The following is a 21,268-nucleotide window of genomic DNA, read 5'->3' on the forward strand; positions in this document are numbered from 1 at the left end:
ACCGTCTATCAGAAGCTGAAACAATTTCAATTCCGTGAGAATTACACCACTTTACCAGAAGTGCTTTCCTGGGATGAATTCTCCTACCAGAAGGGGAAATTGACTTTCATTGCTCAAGATTTCAACACTAAGAAAATCATGACCATCCTTGATGACAGAAGACAAACAACCATCCGAAATCATTTCTTCAAGTACTCGAAAGAAGCCAGAAAAAAAGTTAAAGTCGTCACTGTTGATATGTCAGGAAGCTATATCCCGCTCATTAAGAAATTATTTCCAAATGCTAAAATTGTTCTCGATCGTTTCCACATTGTCCAGCATATCAATAAGGCTCTCATTCGGACACGTATTGACATCATGAAGCAATTTAACGATAAATCTCTTGAATACAGAGCGCTTAAGTACTACTGGAAACTGATTCAAAAAGATAGTCGGAAACTGTCTCTTAAGCCTTTCTATGCTAGAACTTTCAGAGAGACCTTAACTCCTAGGGAGTGTCTGAATAAAATCTTTACTCTAGTACCTGAACTTAAAGATTACTACGACCTGTACCAGTTACTCCTTTTCCACCTGCAAGAGAAGAGCACTGACCAGTTTTGGGGCTTAATTCAAGACGCTTTACCTTATCTCAATCGCACCTTTAAAACCGCTTTGAACACGTTTATTCGCTATAAAAACTACATCACTAACGCCATTGAATTGCCTTATTCTAACGCTAAACTTGAGGCCACTAACAAACTCATCAAAGATATTAAGCGCAATGCCTTTGGATATCGGAACTTTGACAACTTTAAAAAACGGATTTATCTCGCTTTGAACATAGCAAAAGAGAAGACGACATTCGTCTCCTCTCGCGCTTAGCTATAAGTCACCCACTACAGTTGACAAAGAGCCTTTTTTGTTATGTGATTTTTAGTCCGTCTCGCGTTCTTTGGTGCGAAACAAATGATTTTAGCTGTTTATCCCAAACTCAAGTTAGTTTAGAGGTAGCTTGCGATACCCCAACGATTAATGATAATCCTTCTACCGTTAGCTAGGGCAACAATTCTATTGTAAACCATGCTGCCGCTATCTTTATCATAATAGCGAAGCAGACCTCGGTTATCATAGGCAACATCACCCTTAACCTGTTTGCCATCTCTTGCAAAGAAGAGACGCTGATTGTTGATGTATTGACTGCCTGTTACTGCTGCTCCGTCTGCTCCTAGATAGTACCAGTTACCATCCTTATCAGCTTCAAAACGGTTGGTTTGCAGCTCACCTGAATCTGCATGATAATAGCGAATTTTGCCATTATCATTGACAAAGCTGCCCTTAACTTGTTTGCCATCATTAGCAAAATAGAGTTTTTGACCATTGACAGTCTGACTGCCTGTTACCGCTGTTCCGTCTGAGCCGAAGTAATACCAGTTATTTTGACTGTCGGTCGCAAAAATATTATGTGCCAGTTCTCCTGAATCTGCTAGGTAGTAATATAATTTCCCATCATTACCAGTGATAATCTTGCCCTTGATTTGTTTTCCATCTTGATCAAAGTAATAAGATTTACCATTGATGGTTTGACTGCCTATCACTGCTATGCCATCTGAACCGAGATAATACCAGTCACCGTTGCTGTCATTAGCAAAGCGATTAACAGCCATATTTCCAGAGCCATTATCAAAATAGCGTTTTTTGCCATTAGCATCTGTTACCCATTCTCCCTTGACTTGATAACCGTCTTGATCAAAGTATTGTGTATTGCCATTAATGGTTTTCAAACCAACTGCCATAACACCATTGGCATCAAAGTAACGCCATTTAGTATCACCGTCGAAGGAATAGTAATTATTACTGTAGCGATTGCCCAGACGGCCAAAGTAATTCTTGGTGCCATCAGCATTCTCTAGAATAGCATCTCGCAGCTGAACCCCATTTGATAAGAAGTATTGGACTTCATTGTTTAAATGCTGCAGGCCGTAAACCATATGACCGCTATTGTCAAAGTAATACCAGTTGCCTTTAGCATCCTGAACAAAGCTGTTTTTAGCCTGATAACCGCTGCTTGAATAGAAAGTTAATCCTTTTCCATCATTGACAAAACCGGTCGAAGCCTGCTGATTGGTCATCTGTTTTGGCAAATAAGTCTTGTTGCCGTCTAAAGTAAAGTACTTGTCACTAGCCCTGTCTTTAAGAACGTAACCTGCACCGCGTCCTAAAATATTGGTTCCATTGAAGTATTTAGCTTCCCATTTTGTGATTTTTTCGCTTGGATCAATCTTCTTGCCGTTTGAAATTTGTGTCCGATTGAAAATACTTGGATATTTTGCAGCTAATTGATCAAGAAAGGCTCCGCCATATTTGGCTTGATAATCATCGCCCTTGGTCTTGGTGTTAGCAACATAAAGAGTATCCTTGATTTCAGAATCATGACGTTGTTTACCATAGTTATTGACACGAGTTGCTGTCACGACTTCCTTGCCTGGGAGATTATAAATTTGATCTGGCACCCAATCGGCAATTACTTGAATACCGCTCTTATGAAGGGCTTTAACAGCATTAATCATATCTTGCTGAGAACCGTATTTATTATTCTTACTCATAGCAAGATCGTAGCGGTCTTCAAAAGCATAACCATTCAAAATAATAGAATCTAAGAAAGAACCATCTTCAGATGAGACATACTGTGGTGCCATTTCAAAGGAGGTAACACCCCAGGACTTGAATAAATCAACATTTTGAGCAATCAATTTATTGGTATATTCAGAATCCTTGGTAACGAAATCTTGGAAATTTGAAAAGCCTTCATAGATTAATTGTGAATCTAGAGCACTTGAAGAATTATAGACCTGACCATCAGCATTTGCCTTATCGCTGGCTGCTACACGAACATCTTGACTATCACTGGCTCCTACTGGTACCCAGACAGCTAAGTAACCTGACACTTGTGGATTGAGATAGCCCTGAATATCAGACGCTGTAAAGACTAATTCACCCTTATCGTTTGTCTTGCGGTAAAATGATTTAGCCGCAGCATCCGAAGTATAGGTTATAAGTCCGTCCTTCGTGGTTAAAAGGAGTGGTCGATATTCTTGGTTTTTATGAGCAGCTCCCATGTTAACAATCACTTTATCATTAGCAGTTAATTTTAGACTTGGATTGTTGCTGGTAATAACAGCCATTCCTTGGGTCTTGGTCGCCGCATTGCCGCTGTCAGTTGCTTCATTAGCTCCTGTTCCATAGCGTACAGACGTAAGGACACCAGTATAGTCCCAGTCCATATTAGCCTTGTCGCCTTCAACATAGGTAATCTTCATATCCTGACCGCCAGCAGCATACTTGATGCGAGCCTTCATTAGCGTTTCAATAGCGTTATAATAAGGTGATTTTGTGGCCATGTACTGCCCATCATCAGTGTACATGTCACCGTAATAAACACGTGTAATGGAATCCTTATTGGACAGCATCAAAGCGTAAGCCGTCGGAATGTTGGATTGCGTATATTTTTTATTAGCCTTGCGCATATCCTCATTGTAAATCTTAAAGGCTTGCTTTAGCTCATCCAGTGTAAAGGTTAAACCATCTGTGTTAGGATTGATATTGTCCTTAATAATTTTAGCAATAACTGTTTGGACTTCACTATCGTGAGCGCGGATAAAGATGTAGTTGGCCATGCGCTCACCTTTTTTACCTTCAGCGGAACGGTCATTTAAACTATTGGTGATAAGGGGTTCAAGTCCGCTGCGGATATTGTTTTTATCTGTTGCATCCTTTTCAAGAGGACGAGCCAGAGCATAGAGGAGCGACAGACGAAGCTTATTGTCAATCGGCAGCTGTGCTCCGTAAGTATCTTTGTTATACTGCGGGTCATTGTCTGACCAAGCTTCCAAAATAGAGAGGTGATTAATGGCATTTTTCTCACTCTTACCTACTCCATAATAGGCTTTAAAGTAATCGGAGGCAATTTGAAGCAAGTCAGCATTGACATTGTCAACAGCATCAACCCGGACTCCGTCAAAATTAGCTTCCGGGTCATTAGCCACAATAGAACCGTAATTCATCAAATAATGCAGCCAATTCAGCTGTTCAGCCTGAACGGCAGGATTTGAATTGTCAATGTCATTAGCTAAGAGGAATTCATAACCGCCCATAGAGTTATCTTCAAAATACTTTTGCTTACCTGTCTGACTGGTTGGTGTGCGGTTTAGCAAACGGTAATTGGAATCCGCATGAGGTGTCCTTTTGTCGTTCACATAAAGCAAAGCCCCGCCTTGCAAATGATCCTTTTCACCAGCTGAGGTATCTGATTCAGTTTGAATATTCCAATCGGACTGGGTTTTCACAAAACTGTTGATAATTTCACGCAACCATTGTGTCTGACGGGTCTGAGAAATCTTACTTTCAATCTTTGCCTGAACATTCTGAGCTGCTAAATTCAGACTCTCTTGACTGCTGTCAGCCGTATAGGTTGTCCCTGTTCCAAGTCCCTGTTTATTCATATAATTAAGGTAGGCCACTTGAGTTTGTTTATCAGGCCACCAGGACATCAACAGCGGACGAAGATCCGATTCGGTTGATGCTGTCCAGGTCTTGCCGTCTTTCAGGATGTCTTTTGGACGGTACCAAGAGTCCGCTGTCACATAATTATCAACGGTTTCAAGACTGCCCTTTTCAAGATTAACAATTTGATTGTGGGGAGTGTAGGCATTATTTAAGGAAGTCAAGCCTTGTGTAAACTGATACTGTGACGTATCTGTCAAAGCACCTGTTTCCTTATCAAAATAAAGAGTTTTGCCATCAGCAGTTAAGGCAAAATTCTTTTTCACCTGACCGTCTGAACCAATATAATAATACTTGCCATCAATCTTTTTAACATTTGGAATAGCTGACAAATCAGCATCGCTTAATTTTTGAGCTTGTGCTTGCTCAGCTGTCTGTCTTTGTGCTAAGGTGACTGTTTTCGTTGATGACTGAACTTTAGGAACTGTCTTTTCTGGTGCTGTCACTTGTTCTTGAGTTTCATTAGCTCTTGTGGTGTTCGCTTCAGAAGTTATTTGTGCAGCACTGTCTTTTTGTGGCTGTTCACTGACAGTCTTTTCAGAAATTTCAGTATTTTCTACTTGATTAGTTGCTTTTGTCTGCTCAGTTGTCTCTTGGGTTTCTGTAGGCTCTTTCGTTGAAGATAGAGTAGTTTCACTTTTCTGAGGCACTGCTTGTTCTGAGGACTGGCTTGTCTCTGCCGATGCAGATACACCCAGTCCTGCACTGCCCAAAGCAAGCAAACCGGAGGCAACTGCAACTGTTACCCAGTGTTTTTTAACCTTGCGTGCTTTATAACGTAATTTTATTTCCATAAAACTTCCTCCTTTTAATAGTTCAATATTATAGCTTCATAATACTATAAAACTCATGTCATGCGGTTTACAAAGTCTTTTCTTAGTTTTTCTAATCGATTAACTCGATACTCTTGAAAACTACTTTTAACGGAAATACAACCTATTTATAACGAATAAAAAATTCAATCATCAGATTGAATTTTTATAGATATAAAAGACTTGCAATTGTCATATTTATAGGAATGGAAATAAGTGATAAAATCGTCGTTAGAAGCACTAGGCGAGAACCATATTTGTAATCACCACCGTAAATCTGACTGAGCAAAGCTGCATTCATTGCTGTCGGAGAACAAGAAGCAATTGTCAAAGCCAGCTTCATGTCATAAGCATTTACCGGCAAAAGCCAAATAAGAACAATACTGACCAAGGATGTCAGAAACAAACGCAGAAAAGCTGTGTAATAAGCAGGTTTATAGAGAAAAATTTCCTTAAAATCAGCCTTGTAAAAATAAGAACCCAGTACCAAGGTTGACAAAGGCGTATTTAACTTAGCTACCGTTTCAATAGCATCAGTGATAACCTTGGGCAAATCATAGGGCAAACTAAAGAAAAAGATTCCGATTACCGTCGCAATCATAGCAGGATTAACCAAAAGAGAGTGCCAATTGATAATATTTCTATTTCTGGAAATAAGATAAAGCCCATAAGTCCACTGCATAATTTGATTAGCGACAACAAAACCCGAAATGAAAAAGACAGCATTCTTGCCTCCCACTGCTTCTGCCAACGGTGTCCCCATAAAACCAACATTAGCAAACAAAGCCGCATACTTGTCCATATTGCGATCATCAGCTAATAAAAATGTCACTAGAAAAATCCGCGTAATCAAAAGAAAAAAAGCCGATCCAATCATTATTAACAACAGACCCAGCCGTTCTACAGAAAATTCTTGGCTGATAAAGGAAGAGACAAATAAACTCGGCGCAACGTAAGTTGTTAACAGTTTCGATAAATTAAAAGTAACATCCTTGGTAAAAATGTTCTTGTATGCCAGAAATATTCCTGCTCCCATAATCAGAAACAGCACAGCTAATTTTTGAAAGACCAGAAATGCAATTGCCATAAAGGCTCCTTTCCGTGTTTGACTAGTATAATATTACCCTATAAATGATTATGCCAAGCTTCAAGCTGCAGCAGCAAATGGTTTGATTGGCTAACTTTATCTTGATTTGCTAAATTGGCTCATATACAGATCATAATAAAATCCTCTATCAGCTAGCAAACTTTGATGGTTTCCCTGCTCAATGATTTGTCCATCCTTAAGAACAAGGATTTTATCAGCTTCCTGAATGGTTGACAGACGATGGGCAATGACAAAGCTTGTCCGGCCTTCCATTAATTTAGCCATTGCTTTTTGAATCAAAAGTTCCAGACGCGTGTCAACAGATGAGGTAGCCTCATCTAGAATAAGAATCTTAGGATCAGCCAAGAGAGCACGCGCAATTGTCAGCAATTGCTTTTGTCCCAGAGAAATATTGCTTGATTCCTGATTCATTTCCATATTATAGCCACCTGGCAGTGTACGGATGAAATGATCCACATTAGCCATTTTTGCTGCTTCAACAATTTCCTCATCACTGGCTTTGAGATTACCAAAGCGCAGATTGTCTTTAATTGTCCCTTCATAGAGCCAAGCATCTTGAAGGACCATACCAAACTGCTGACGGTAATCCTGACGCGACAGATGGCGGATATCATGACCGTCAACCTCAATAGTTCCCTGAGTCACATCGTAAAAACGCATTAAGAGATTGATTAAAGTTGTCTTACCAGCACCTGTCGGACCAACAATGGCAACCATTTCGCCAGGTTTAACATCCAAATTGAAATGGCGGATAAGCGGTTTATCCGGTGTATATTGAAAAGAAACATCTCGAAAACTAACCCGTCCAGTCAAATCATGCTCCAGTTTTTCAGTTGGCTGATTGACTTCATTTTCTTCATCCAAAACCTCAAAAATGCGTTCTAAAGATGACTTGGCACTCTGTAAAACACTCGACAGCTGAGTAATGGTTTGAATCGGCTGGCTAACCTGCCAAATATATTGAACAAAAGCCTGCAAATTGCCAATGGTTAGTTTCCCAGCCAAGACCTGCAAACCACCGATAACAGCAACAATCAGGTAGGCTCCATCTGAAATAGCATTGAGTACTGGCATCATAATTCCAGAAATGAAACTAGCTTTAAAACCGACATCGCGCAGATTTTCTGTAATATCACGGAAGTCTTCCGCAGATGCCTCTTCACGGCCGTAAAGTTTGATAACATTAAAACCACTTAAGTTTTCTTGAACAAAGCCATTCATATCTCCCAAAGCATTGGCTTGCTTTTTAAAATAAGGCTGGGATTTTTTCAAAATAAAACGGGCACTGAAATAAGTTAAAGGGATGCAGGCAATTACCACCATAGCTAGAGGCAGATTCAGATAGAGAACCATAGCAATTACCAAAATGAGAGTCAAAAAAGCATTAATAATCTGTAGAAAGCTCTGCTGCAAAGCATTTGAGACTGTTTCAACATCATTGGTAAAGCGTCCCAGCATATCACCGAATTGATGGCTATCAAAATAAGAGACCGGAATCTTATTAATTTTTTCACTCAAATCACGGCGCAAGTCATGAATGCTTTTTTGCACTGCATTTGTCATGAAGTAGTTAGAACCGTAAGAACCAATACTGTAGAGAAGCCCACGAATAAAATAGAGCAATAAAATGCCAAAAATATAAGTAGTATTGATATGCGCTCCCTTAACGCCACGAGCTATATCAAGCAGATTGGCTGTCAGCTCCGTCATCACAAGTCCCAAAACAAAAGGTTCCAAAACATTCATGACACTGCTGAGAATTTTAAGAAAAACAGCAAGAAAAAGCGAGCTTTTATAATTCTTCAAATAGTACCATAAACGAAGAAAAACGTTTTTCTGTTTCATAAAACCTCCTTATCTTTCTGTTAAATGCTGATTGTTTAGCTGTGAGTTGGCAATTTCACAGTAAATTTCATTAGACTTAAGGAGTTCATCGTGAGTTCCACGGCCGACAATTTCTCCTTCATCCAAAACGATAATTTGATCAGCATCCATAATAGTTCCGACACGCTGGGCAACAATCAGTACAGTAGCATCGCCAGTTACTTCTTTCAAACGTGCCCGCAATTGAGCATCTGTCTTATAATCTAAAGCTGAAAAAGAATCATCAAAGATATAGATATCTGGCTTTTTGACAACAGCTCGAGCAATGGATAAGCGCTGCTTCTGACCGCCTGACAAATTGCTGCCGCCTTCGGCCAAATGAGTATCAAATTTTTCTTCCCGACTTTCAATAAATTCTTTGGCCTGTGCTACATCAGCTGCGGAATGTAGCTCAGCCAAGGTCGCATCTTCTTTACCATATTTGATATTTTCACCGATTGTCCCAGTAAAAAGCAAGGCTCTTTGTGGAATAAAACCGATTTTCTGGCGCAGAGCTTTCAGATTGTATTCACGAACATCAACACCGTCGACTAAAATTCTGCCTAGCGTTACATCGTAAAATCGCGGAATCAGATTAACCAAGGATGATTTTCCTGACCCTGTGCTGCCAATAAAAGCAATGGTTTCGCCAGGATTAGCCTTAAAGCTGATATCATGCAATACGGGACTCTCAGTCTCTCCGGGATAAGCAAAGGTGACATTGTCAAATTCCAAGTAACCTTTGGACTGTGTTTTAGTGATTCCATTTTCATTAGGACTGATTGAAAGCGGCATGGACATTACTTCCTGAATACGCTGGCTGGAGACTGCCATCCGTGGATACATGGTAAAAATATTAGCAAACATCAGAAAAGAAAAAAGGGCATGAAAACTGTATTCGATAAAAGCAAAAAGGTCACCAATCTTAATAACAGACTGTCTGAGAGGCTCTAGCGAAAAATAAATAATAGCCACAATCATGATGATAATAATCTGCACAAAAAGCGCTTCTGTCAGACCTGTTAACTTAAAGAGTTGGCTGGAAATAGTCATGTAACTGTTATTTTTAAGAGCAAAGCGCTCTTCTTGAAAAGTTTCTCTGGCAAAGGCACGGATGACCCTAAGACCAGTGAGATTTTCACGAACATACTGGTTCACCTTATCGAGTGTATTTTGCTGCTTCTCTGATAAAGGGCGCGTTTTAACAGCCACATAATAAACAACCAAAATTAAAAAAGGAATGGCAGCAACGACAGCCCAAGCCAAAGATGCACTGGTCAAAAGAACCATGACAACACTGGAAATCATCATCAATGGCGTAACAATTCCAAGCCGTAGCGACATTTCGGCAAATTGCATAAGAACAAAGGCATCACTGGTCATACGTGTGACTAAAGAAGGCACACCGATTTTTTCATACTCGTGGTGCGAATATTCCTGCAATTTATCATACATATCATTGCGCATATCGCGAATCATAGTTGTTATTAGCCGGCCTGATGCATAAGCCAATGTAATTCGTCCTATTATCCCCAGTAAAACAATAATAGACATAATGCCGGCCCAAAAATAAAGGGCCTGCTTATCAGCCGGCGTGATGCCTTGATCAATCATTCGGGCCAAGGCTGTTGGTAATCCTAAATTTACCACAACAAATAAAAGAGCTCCCAAAACATCCAATATCAGCCATTTGGGATACTTTTTCAAATAAGACCAAATATAAGCCATATCCTCTCCTTTTTCTTACAAATCTTTTAGCATCCAAACATCCATAGCATCATGCGAATCCCCAAAAGACAAGGGAGCTTCTAAAGCGGTAAAACCAAAGTGCTCATACACCTTAAGAGCTTGCTTGAGTACCTGCGAACTTTCCAGGTAGAGCTTAGTAAATCCCTCTTTTTTAGCTTCCTGAAAAATATGCCTCAGTAAAAGACCAGCTATACCCTTGCCACGATAAGCTTCATGCACATAGAGTTTTTGCAGTTCCGCCGTTTCTTTAGAAATAGGTGCAAATCCACCAGCTCCAATAATCATCTGATCATCTTCTACAACAAAATAAGCTGAACTGGGAGTAGCTTGATAATAACCCGCCAAATCATCTAAATAAGGATCAAAATAGGCAGTGCCCTTAATAGCTAAACCTTCTTCTTCCAAAGAATGGCGAATAAGCGCAGCAACTGCTGCATTGTCTCTTTTTTCAATAGATCTTAGTCGCATTAATTCTCCAACTCACTCAAGTATTCATAGCGTTCGTATTTTTCAAGGAGCTGCTCATTGGCAGCATCTAAATCACGCTGCAAACTGGCTAACTGGCTGTAATCCGAAGCATTTTCCTGCATGGCTGCCTCGATTGTTTCGATCTTGTCTTCCAAGGCCGCAATATCATCTTCAATCGTTGCCCACTCCTGCTTTTCAAAATAGGACATGCGTTTCTTTTCGCTCTTAACCCTTTCAGCCTTAGGTTTTTCCATTTTTTGCGCCCTAGCAGAGCTGGATTTCTCAAATTCTTTTTCATCCAGATAATCGGTATAATTACCAAAAAATGTACGGATTCCGCCGTTTTCAAAAGCTAGAATTTTATTAGCAACCTTATCCAAAAAGTAACGGTCATGGCTGACTGTAATAACAGGACCCGAAAAATCCTGTAAGAAATTCTCAAGAACCGTTAAGGTGGCAATGTCAAGATCATTGGTCGGTTCATCTAGTAGTAAAACATTGGGCTTTTCAATGAGAATTTTGAGCAGGTAAAGGCGCTTCTTCTCACCGCCTGACAGCTTGGAAATCAATGTTCCATGGCTTGATCTGGGAAAGAGAAATTGTTCCAGTAGACTCGTCACACTGCTTGTTCCAACAGCTGTCTTGACCTCATCTGCTGCTTCTTGCAGGTAGTTGATAACCCGCTTATTTTCATTCATATCTTTGATTTGCTGCGAAAAATAGCCAATACGAACAGTCTCGCCGGTAATGAGCTGTCCAGAATTGGGCTGTAAATCACCATTGATGAGATTGAGCAGGGTCGATTTCCCAACGCCGTTATCACCAACAATCCCAATGCGATCCTTATTTTGAATCAACAGGTTAAAATCACTCAAAATTGTTTTATCAGGATAAGCAAAATCCACATGTTCAAACTGAATGACCTTCTTACCAATACGGCTGGTTTCAAAGTTGATTTCAAGGTCAGTTGAAGTCCTTGAACCTGACAGATCGGATTTGAGATCATTAAACCGGTTAATGCGAGCCTGCTGCTTGGTTGCTCTGGCCTGTGGCTGTCTGCGCATCCAAGCGAGTTCTTGTTTATAGAGCTGCTTTTTCTTATGCAGGCTGGCAGCATCACGTTCGTCCTGTTCCGCGCGAAAACGCACGTAATCTTGGTAATTTCCCTGATATTCCAGCAAACGAGCCCTATCCAATTCAAAGATACGAGTGGCTACATTGTCCAAAAAATAGCGGTCATGGGTAATAAAAAGCACTGTCCTGCGGCTGCTCTTTAAATAATTCGTCAGCCAAGCAATGGTGTCGATATCCAAATGGTTGGTTGGCTCATCTAAAAGCAGTAAATCGGCCTCTGCCAGCAGGACCTGAGCCAGCTGAACCCGACGGCGCATACCACCGGATAGTTGACCGACCAGCTGACTGGTGTCATTGATGCCTAACTGAGACAGGACAGTCTTCACTTCGCTTTCAATAGTCCAAGCATCTAAGGCATCCATCTCTGCCATAATCTTTTCCAACTTGTCCTGACTAGCCTCCTTATAATCTGTTATCAGTTTTTCATAGGAGCGAACCAGTTCCATTTCCCGAAGATTCGATGACAGCACGGTATCAAGTACTGTTTTTGTCTCATCAAAATCGGGCTCTTGCATCAAGTAGGCTATTTTATAGTCATTTTTCTTTAAAAAAGGGGATTTATCCCCATTAAAACCTAGCCTGCCTGAAAGAACATCTAAAAGTGTTGTTTTCCCTGTTCCATTGACACCAATAATACCAATCCGATCCAAATCATGGATGATAAAAGAAATATCCTCAAAGACTGTTTTATCACCAACAGTCTTGCTCAGCCCGTCAACTAAAAAATCACTCACACTCTAGTTCCTTTCTGACAAAATCCAAAATAGCTTCTCGCTCATTTTTCAAATCACCTGCTACAATAAGCATTTCAATGCGATTCAACAGTTTACCAAGTTCTGGCCCAGGTTTAAGCCCCAGCTCCGCTATCAGATCACCGCCCTTAACCAGAATTTCATGCTTATCATGAATGACAAGACTGCTAGTGATTTGTTGAATACGTTCAAAATCAGCTGGGAGCCCTTGAGCCTTGCGCAGTTCTTCCGCTAAGAGCATTAGGCTCTCGCCGTACTGGTAGACATCTGCCTTGTCCGGTTCTTTTATTTGACGCAGGTTGTAGATTGCCAAAATTTTTTCTACCGTCTTTTGAAAATCATTGGAAGTTTTCCATTGCTTCAAAAAAGACTTGGAATTCTTGATATTCAGGTACAAAAGCACTGCTGCCCAAGCCTGCTCAGAACTTGAAAAAGCAAAGGTTTCCGGCAAATCACTTAAAAACCGCTGCCAATTTTCAGCAGAATTATCCAGCAAAGGCAGGTGGTTATAAGCCTGACTGGCAAGCAGATAAGCAATCCCCTTGCGCCAAAAAGGAGCCTGTAAAAGTTTATCGAACTCAATAAAAGAGCGCTCTACAGAAATTTTTTCCAATAAGGACGCATGTTCTTTCATGGCAGCAAAAGTCTCTTCTTCAATGTCAAAATCAAGAACAGCAGCAAAGCGCAGGCCTCTCATGATCCGCAGAGCATCTTCATTAAAACGCTCAGCAGCATTGCCGACTGCCCGCAGCCGCTTTTGCTTTAAATCTGCTAAACCGTCAAATTTATCAATCACATGAGACTGCTCATCGAGAGCAAAGGCATTGATGGTGAAATCGCGGCGCTTTAAATCCTCTTCCAAAGAGCGCACAAAAGACACCTGACTGGGTCTGCGGTAGTCCACATAAACATCCTCAGTCCGAAAGGTTGTGATTTCATACTCATGGCCATTTTCCAAAACCAAGACGGTACCGTGCTCAATGCCAATATCTACTGTTCGCGAAAAAATTTTCTTAGTTTCTGCCGGATAAGAGCTGCTAGCAATGTCTACGTCATGAATAGGACGCCCCAGCAGAGCATCGCGCACGCTGCCGCCTACAAAGTAAGCTTCGAAACCAGCTGCCTTAATTTTCTCTAATACTGGTAAAGCCTCCTGAAATTCAGAAGGCAGATGTTTTAATTTCATAGTAAATGTTCCAAACCGTAAACGAGCTGCTCTCGTTTGATTACTTCTTTAATTCCTAAATTAACACCGCTCATAAAAGAAATACGATCATAAGAATCATGACGCAGTGTCAAACCTTCACCCTGTGCTCCAAAAATGACCTCTTGATGGGCAACCAGTCCCGGCAGGCGAACACTATGGATTCTAAAGCCATCAAACTCAGCACCGCGAGCACCAGCCAAGGTTTCTTCTTCATCTTCAGCACCTTGTTTCTTATAAGTACGCGCCTCACGGATGAGTTCCGCAGTCTTGATTGCAGTTCCGCTAGGAGCATCTTTTTTCTTATCATGATGCAACTCAATAATTTCCACATCAGGAAAATACTTGGATGCCTTGGCTGCAAATTCCATTAGTAAAACAGCGCCGATGGCAAAATTAGGAGCAATCAGACCGCCTATTTTCTTATCAGCAGACAGATCTGTCAAATCTACAATCTGCTGCTCTGTAAAACCTGTTGTGCCTACAACCGGACAAAAGCCATTTTCCAGAGCAAAACGCGTATTTTCATACGCCACTTTAGGAACAGTGAAATCCACCCAGACATCAGCATCAAAGCCAACCAAGTCTGCTTTGTCCGTGAAAACAGGAACTCCATCTATTTCTTTTTCAGCAGCAAATGGATCCAGAAGAGCCGCTAATTGGAGCTCACTGTCATTTTTGACCATATCAACAGCTGTCGCTCCCATTCTTCCCTTAAAACCTGCAACAATCACTTTAATGCTCATTTTTCTTCTCCTTTAACTATCGGTATGGCTCCAAGCGCAATCGCTCCTTCTCCCAGATGGGTCGCAATAACTCCATTAAAAGGAACAATGGCTAAATTTTGGTTATAGCCCTGCGCTGCCAATTGCTTTTGCAATTCCTCAGCCTTCTTTGGGGCATTAGCATGGATGATATAAGCCATGTAATCCCCGTCTGCAGTAACATCTTCCAAGATAGAAATAAGACGCTTGAGTGCCTTCTTTTCCGTTCTGACTTTTTCAAAAACTTCAATTTTACCATCTCTAAAATAAAGGATAGGTTTGATACTCAGCAGATTGCCCAAAAGAGCCGAACCATTTGATAAACGACCTCCCTTAACCAAATGATTAAGATCATCAACCATAATAAAAGCATTGGTCTTATCAATCATCAGCTGAAGATTGGCTAAAATCTGCTCAAAAGAAAGACCCTCTTCACCCCATCTCAGGGTTTCCATAACCATCCATCCCATCGGGCTGGAGGTGATTTTGGTATCGGGAAAAGCGATGTCCAAGCCGGCGTATTCCTCAGTCAGGTACTGAATATTTTGGTGAAATCCTGAGATTCCGCTTGATAGGAAAAGACCGATAACATGAGTATAGCCGTCTTTTTCCAGCTTTGTCAGCAATGCATCCAGATCGGCCAAACTAGGCTGACTGGTCGTTGGTAACTCTTTGGAGGCTGCCATTTTGGCATAAAACTCATCCAAGGTCAGATTCTTGCCTTCAACATAAGGTTTCCCCTCAATTGCAATCTCAATGTCAAGGATAAAAAGATTACCGCTTGACGCAAAGTCTTCCGGAAGGTAGACCGATGAGTCTGTAATTACAGCTAGTTTCATCTCTTTTAGAACTCCAGTGTAACGCCTTCTCTATCCAGCGCAATTTCAGTCACTTCATAGGTCATGCGTTTCAAAATATCAAGTAAAGGAGCTGCTAGAGTGGCAACTTCTTCCTGTGAAAATTCACTGGGCTGATTAACCAGACGGTTTTTGATTTTAACCATTTGTGACAGCACACCGCTGATAACAAACTCTTCGCGAACAATCATAAACTGCAAAACAGCTACAACTGTCGTTTCGTTTAATACCTCATTTTTTTCCACTAATTGAAAAGTCACTTCAACATCCGTTTCCGGTGTTCCATTTTCTTTCTCCCATTCTAAATTTCTAGCATCGTAGTGATACTGATTAACAAATTCTTTTTGACGTACAATTTCCATTGTTTTCTCCTTGTTTTGCATTACCACTCATTATAGCACACTTAAAAACAAAATTAAAGAAATCCCTTATCAGAATTTCTTTTGCGGATGCTTAGCAACGATGTCCGGATACCGTTCCAAAACAGCCTTTCCTTTGTCTGTGATTTGATAACCTCGAAGGTCAAACAGCCTTCCCAGTTCCTCATTGGAATAAACCTTGGCCAGAGCTTCCTCCACATCGCGGCGTTTCATTTTAGACAGGCCCTTGACATGCTGCAGCTGTAAAAATTCTTTTAGTTTTGGCATAGCCAAGTGCTTGAGAGACTCAAAAGCTGTATTCAGCCTGACATAGTTTTCCTGAAGAAGCCAGTCTAATTCTTTTTGAGCGTCAATGCCATAGCTGGTATAAAAATACTTATGATGAGAAGACTGATTGGTATAGGTGCCAAAGCTGATTCGCCAGAGCATGATAATATGGCCGGGCAGCAGACCTTCTGCTGTGCGTACCATATTTCGTTTAGGGACAGGCTTTTTTAGGAGCTCCTCCTGATACTGCGGCGCAAAATAAGGCAGCTCTGCATGATTAGCATAGACTTGATTAAAATTTTTCATGCTTCTATTGTAACAAAAAAAGAGCAGGACCAAAATCATTTCTGCTTTAGAAATTGATCTTATCAGTCCCGCTCTTTTAGCCGCTTGAAGCGCAGCTATTGCTTAAACCTTAATCAGAATAATCAAACCTGTCAGCCCCAAAACAGCAGACTGCCCGCCGCAAGGCCAATGAGGTAGCCGATAATAACATCTTTGGGATAGTGAACACCACCTAAAACTCGGCACAAGGCCAGTAAAGCAGACAGCAAAAGCAAAAGCAGACCCAAAAAAAGATTTTCGTGCAAGATGCAGACACTGATAACCGTTGCCGAAAAAACATGGCGGCTGGGCATAGACTGTCCCTTTGACTTCTTTATAATCAAAGGATGAATTGCCCAAGCCTCATAGGGTCTTGGCTGATTCAAAAACTTCCTAACTAGTGATAACAAGACAAAAGACAGCCCCGGAATTAAAATATAAGGAAGAACAGCCTGCCAGCTTTCTTGGCTGTAACAGATATAAAACAACAATCCAGCATAAACAAGCGGCATTCCTCGTGTAATAATATAATTAATCAACTTGACTAATTGCACCATTTTAGGACGTGTTCTAATGAGACTGGTTAATTTTTTATAAAAGTTTGCATAATCGGTCATTGATTTATCCTACTTCTGAAATTCGTTAAAAGGTCAGCTGTACATATCAAACTAATTTGTCAGATTTTATTATATCATGATTTCTTCCAACAGTCTGGAAAATCTATTTGGCTGCTTTCAAAAACAGATAGATGATTCAAGGTAAAAGAAACTGCACCTAAAAAGTTAGACTGTAAGTGTAACTTTTTAGGTGCAGTTTCCCTGTTTATTTTAGATGGCTGTACGAGAGCGATTTGCAGAAAGCGATTCTGCCATCTTGCTCTTTGTTTTTTCCTGAATGTACTCAATCAATTCCACTGTCAAATCATAGCGCAAAAAAGGCGTAATCAGATAAATACCCTTGAAATACTCTAGAGCTAAATCAATCATTTTCTTGCTTTCAGCCAAAGCTACTTTTTGACAAGTCTCTTTTTCGTCTCTAACAGCTTCTAACTTGGCTAAAAACTCTTCTGATAAATCAATTCCGGGAACCTCATTGTGCAAAAAAAGAGCATTTTCATAAGAAGTGATTGGCATAATACCGATAAAGAAGGGCTGCTCATAAGCTTTGGTAACCTTGCTTAATTCTTGGATTACTGTATCAGTGAAAATGGGCTGCGTAATAAAATAATCAGCTCCAGATGCAATTTTCTTTTCAATCAACCTAGTTGTTCTGCTTAGATTTTTAACATTAGGATTGAAGGCTGCAGCCACGGTGAAATGAGTTGCCTTTTTTAGACTGGCACCACTGTAGCCCTGACCCTGGTTGAGCTGCTTAATCAAGGATAATAATTTAAAGCTGGTAGCATCGTAAACACTGGTAGCTCCTGGAAAATCACCGATTTTTGACGGATCGCCCGTAATAGCAAGAATATGGTCAAATCCTAAAAGATCCATTCCCAAAAGCCGTGACTGCAAGCCAATCATATTGTGGTCTCGGCAGGACAAATGAAGCAAGAAAGGAGTGGTTACCTCATCTTTTAGAAAAGAAGCCATACTAAGGTTGCAAATACGCGCTCTGGCCAGCGAATTATCAGCCAGTGTAATAGCAGCAATTCCCTTTTTATCCAAAGCTTTGACACCCTCAACAAATTTGTCAACAGCCAGAGTTTTGGGCGGATCAATTTCAGCAATGATGGTAACTTCTTTTTTGACCTTATCCACTAGGCTTTCTTTTTTCTCCGCTTCATAAATCAATTCTTCTTGACTGATCAAGGGCGTAATCACCTTACGTTCAATCGGCTTAAGACCTCGAATACCACGCTTAATAGCCCTGATGTGCTCAGGAGTCGTTCCGCAGCAACCGCCGATTAAACGCACCCCTTCTTCCACAAAAAGTTTACTACAATATTCAAAATAATCAGCATTCTGACTAAAACGGTACCGTCCATTTTCGTCGTCATTAGAAAAAGACAGCAGACTGGCATTAGGATAAACAGACAAATAAGTTTGGGCAAACAGCGGTATCTGCTTGAGCGATTGAATCATGTGATAAGGTCCTAAATGGCAGTTGAGACCGACAACATCCGCTCCTAGCATGACTAGATTGCTGAAAGCTTCTACCAAAGGGTGACCATTTTCTGTAATTCCAGCTTCATGGAGGCTAATATTTGTTATCAGCGGCAAGTCTGTTAGCGGTCTTATGGCTTTTAAAGCAGCTTCTAATTCTTCTATATCATAGTAGGTTTCCAAAAGCAAACCATCTATTTGTCCTGTTTCCAAAAGAATCTGTGCTTGTTCTATGGTTTCTGCTATGATTTCTTCAAGGCTCAAATCACACTGTCTTAGTCCCCTAGAAGCCCCGATAGTACCCAAAACAAAGATGTCTTGACCAGCTGCCTGACGAGCCAGTTTAACTGCTTCTTGATTTATCTTTCGAACCTCATTGTCATAGCCAAAACTCTTAAGACGGTGACGCTTAGCCCCATAAGTATTGGTTTGAATGATATCAGCTCCTGCTTCCACATAAGCCCTATGAATAGCTGAAATTCGCTCAGGATGGCTAATATTATAATAGTCGTGGCAGGATTCTATACCATCAGCATAAAGAAGGGTGCCCATGGCACCGTCAGCCACTAAAATATCTGTTTTTAGTCGGTCTAGCAATCTGGACATGAACACACTCCTTGTCTTAATTTCCTAATTTATGTCGAACTTCTTTAGTCGCTGCAACCAAAACCTTAAGAGCAGCAAGGGTTTCTGCTTCCTGTCTAGTTTTTAAGCCACAGTCTGGATTTACCCAAAACTGCTTAGGAGACAGCTGATGCAAAGGCCTTTCAATATTAGCAATGACTTCTTCCTTGCTTGGAACACGCGGTGAGTGGATATCATAGACACCCAGACCAATACCAAGCGGATAGGTAGCCGTCTCAAAAGATTTAATAATATCACCATGGCTGCGGCTGGTTTCAATAGAGATGACATCCGCATCAAGAGCTCGAATGGAATCAATGATTTCATCAAATTTAGAATAGCACATGTGCGTATGGATTTGCGTTTCGTCCTTGACAGACGATGTCGCGATATGAAAGGCTCGAACGGCATCATCAAGGTAAGCTTTTTGCTTAGCTTTCCGCAGCGGCAGGCCTTCGCGGAGCGCTGCCTCATCAACCTGGATAATAGCAATGCCAGCATCTTCCAGAAGCTTGATTTCATCTTTGATAGCCAGACCAATTTGATCGAAAAGCTGTCTGCGCGGAATATCTGTCCGTTCAAAAGACCAGTTGGTAATGGTAATCGGTCCCGTCAGCATTCCCTTGACCGGCCGATCCGTTAGACTCTGTGCATAAACCGTTTCACGGACAGTCAACGGTTTTATATGCTGGACATCCCCGTAAATAATAGGCGGCTTAACAGCCCGAGAACCGTAAGACTGCACCCAGCCCAGTTTTGTCGTTGCAAAACCTGCTAACTGCTGACCAAAGAATTCGACCATATCAACCCGCTCAAATTCGCCATGCACTAAAACATCAAGATCCAAGTCTTCTTGAATGCGAATCCAGCGTTCGATCTCTGCATTTATAAAGGCCTGATAGTCTTCGTCACTTATCTTGCCGCGCTTCCAGGCCAGACGCGTCCGTCGGATTTCCTGCGACTGCGGGAAAGAACCAATCGTTGTCGTTGGCAAAAGCGGCAGATGCAATTTTTCCTGCTGCAGCTGACGTCTTTTTTCAAAACTACTGCTTCGTTCAGTCGTTACATCTTCAAGATTTTCCAACTCAACATTTCTGAAATCAGCGGCCTGAAGAGCTTCAAAATGGGAAATGTGCTCCCTGTAAGCAGGCCTTTCTTGGCCATCCAGCTTTTCAGCCAGAAGCTTAATTTCCTGCAATTTTTCATCAGCAAAAGCTAGGCCATTTAGCAGGATAGAATCTAAAGTTGTCTCATGCTTAGTTGTGACAGGCACATGCAAGAGTGAGCAGGAAGGCTGCAGGGTGAGTTCAGCAGTTTTTTCGCTAATCTGTTGCAAAAGATCCTGCGTCTTAACAAAATCAGAGCTCCAGACATTGCGGCCATCAACTATACCAACAAAAACTTCTTTATCCTTGAAAAGTCCCGTTTTTAGGGCTACAAGATTTTCTTCCAAACCATGGACAAAATCAAGCCCGAAAGCTGCGACGGGAAGCTGAGAGAGGCTTTCTGCATCAATTAAAGCCTCGAAATAAGTCTGAAAAATAAACTTAGCTTGAGGAACTTCCTTGGCAAAATAGCCATAAACAGCTTTTGCTGCCTCAAGGTAATCAGCTCCTTCATCCGTTACAAAGATTGGCTCATCTATCTGGATATAAACCGCACCAGCTTCTACCAGTTCAGTAAAAACCTGTTTATAAAGCGGCAAAAGACTTTTGACAGCAGCGGTGAAATCCTCAACACCTGATGAAAGGGCCACATAAGTGATGGGTCCAGTAATAACAGGCTTAGCTTTGTCACCTACAACCTCTCTTGCTTCCAAATAAAGATCCAACAGACGGCTATTGTTGAGTTTAGGCCTTTGTTTGGACCATTCAGGCACAATATAATGATAATTAGTATTAAACCATTTCTTCATGGAAGAAGCGACATTTTCCTTGCTGCCACGCGCAATGGCAAAGTAGAGATCTAGATTTATATCTTTCTCTTTGGCAAAGCGCTTGGGAATAATATTAAACTGTACAGACAAGTCTAAGATATGGTCATAAAGAGAAAAATCTCCTACTGGAATCAAGTCTAGTCCTGCATTTAACTGCTTTTTCAAAAATTCAAGGCGGAGAGCTTTTGCTCCTTCAAGCAACTCTTCTTTATTAATTTTTTGTGACCAATAAGACTCAATCAACTTTTTCCATTCCCGGTTTTCTCCCAACCGCGGATAACCTAAACTAGAAACTTTTACCATATCCTTCTCCTCTTAGTTATAAGATTAAGACAAATCATTATTTCACCTTAAAACTATAACCTATTTTTTAATTATGTTT

15 protein-coding genes are annotated in these 21,268 nt (G+C 41.0%); 1 reads left to right on the forward strand and 14 read right to left on the reverse strand.

Annotation, left to right across the window (positions count from 1 at the left end; all coding sequences use genetic code 11):
* Positions 1-861, forward strand: an 861-nt coding sequence (locus tag SCSH_RS02175; RefSeq protein ID WP_057490263.1) for an ISL3 family transposase, incomplete at its 5' end; no start/stop codon positions are given.
* A gap of 119 nt (positions 862-980) precedes the next feature.
* On the opposite strand, the gene SCSH_RS02180 is transcribed toward SCSH_RS02175, so the two are convergent.
* The 14 genes from SCSH_RS02180 to metE form a co-directional block, all read right to left on the reverse strand.
* Positions 981-5,333, reverse strand: coding sequence for a glycoside hydrolase family 70 protein (locus SCSH_RS02180; RefSeq protein WP_057490264.1), 4,353 nt, complete (start codon positions 5,331-5,333; stop codon positions 981-983).
* Between the two features lie 184 nt (positions 5,334-5,517).
* Entirely contained in the window at positions 5,518-6,438 is a 921-nt protein-coding gene (locus tag SCSH_RS02185; protein WP_057490265.1) for an AEC family transporter, read from the reverse strand.
* 96 nt (positions 6,439-6,534) lie between these two features.
* Positions 6,535-8,304 (reverse strand): ABC transporter ATP-binding protein, encoded by a 1,770-nt coding sequence (locus SCSH_RS02190; RefSeq protein ID WP_057490266.1) that lies wholly within the window; start codon positions 8,302-8,304, stop codon positions 6,535-6,537.
* 9 nt (positions 8,305-8,313) lie between these two features.
* Positions 8,314-10,050, reverse strand: a complete 1,737-nt coding sequence (locus SCSH_RS02195; RefSeq protein ID WP_057490267.1) for an ABC transporter ATP-binding protein — start codon at positions 10,048-10,050, stop codon at positions 8,314-8,316.
* Positions 10,051-10,065: 15 nt separating this feature from the next.
* The gene (locus SCSH_RS02200; protein ID WP_057490268.1) at positions 10,066-10,539 is read right to left on the reverse strand and encodes a GNAT family N-acetyltransferase; all 474 of its coding nucleotides are present in this window, start codon (positions 10,537-10,539) and stop codon (positions 10,066-10,068) included.
* On the reverse strand, positions 10,539-12,407 hold the full coding sequence (locus SCSH_RS02205; protein ID WP_057490269.1) for an ABC-F family ATP-binding cassette domain-containing protein: 1,869 nt from the start codon (positions 12,405-12,407) through the stop codon (positions 10,539-10,541). The genes SCSH_RS02200 and SCSH_RS02205 overlap by 1 nt, the downstream gene beginning before the upstream one ends.
* Complete coding sequence (locus tag SCSH_RS02210; protein WP_057490270.1) at positions 12,400-13,611, reverse strand: CCA tRNA nucleotidyltransferase; 1,212 nt, start codon at positions 13,609-13,611, stop codon at positions 12,400-12,402. The genes SCSH_RS02205 and SCSH_RS02210 overlap by 8 nt, the downstream gene beginning before the upstream one ends.
* Positions 13,608-14,375 (reverse strand): 4-hydroxy-tetrahydrodipicolinate reductase, encoded by a 768-nt coding sequence (gene dapB, locus SCSH_RS02215; RefSeq protein ID WP_057490271.1) that lies wholly within the window; start codon positions 14,373-14,375, stop codon positions 13,608-13,610. Before dapB ends, SCSH_RS02210 begins: the two co-directional genes overlap by 4 nt.
* Entirely contained in the window at positions 14,372-15,232 is an 861-nt protein-coding gene (locus SCSH_RS02220; RefSeq protein WP_057490272.1) for a DegV family protein, read from the reverse strand. The genes dapB and SCSH_RS02220 overlap by 4 nt, the downstream gene beginning before the upstream one ends.
* Positions 15,233-15,237: 5 nt before the next feature.
* On the reverse strand, positions 15,238-15,612 hold the full coding sequence (locus SCSH_RS02225) for a DUF1149 family protein (RefSeq protein ID WP_057490273.1): 375 nt from the start codon (positions 15,610-15,612) through the stop codon (positions 15,238-15,240).
* Between the two features lie 69 nt (positions 15,613-15,681).
* Entirely contained in the window at positions 15,682-16,203 is a 522-nt protein-coding gene (locus SCSH_RS02230; RefSeq protein ID WP_057490334.1) for a hypothetical protein, read from the reverse strand.
* A 131-nt stretch (positions 16,204-16,334) separates the two neighbouring features.
* Complete coding sequence (locus SCSH_RS02235; protein WP_057490274.1) at positions 16,335-16,838, reverse strand: phosphatase PAP2 family protein; 504 nt, start codon at positions 16,836-16,838, stop codon at positions 16,335-16,337.
* 210 nt (positions 16,839-17,048) lie between these two features.
* Positions 17,049-18,932 (reverse strand): bifunctional homocysteine S-methyltransferase/methylenetetrahydrofolate reductase, encoded by a 1,884-nt coding sequence (locus tag SCSH_RS02240; RefSeq protein WP_057490275.1) that lies wholly within the window; start codon positions 18,930-18,932, stop codon positions 17,049-17,051.
* 16 nt (positions 18,933-18,948) lie between these two features.
* The gene (gene metE, locus SCSH_RS02245; RefSeq protein ID WP_057490276.1) at positions 18,949-21,189 is read right to left on the reverse strand and encodes a 5-methyltetrahydropteroyltriglutamate--homocysteine S-methyltransferase; all 2,241 of its coding nucleotides are present in this window, start codon (positions 21,187-21,189) and stop codon (positions 18,949-18,951) included.
* Between the last annotated feature and the right edge of the window lie 79 nt (positions 21,190-21,268).

Source organism: Streptococcus orisasini (genome assembly GCF_001431045.1).
Classification (GTDB): Bacteria; Bacillota; Bacilli; order Lactobacillales; family Streptococcaceae; genus Streptococcus; species Streptococcus orisasini.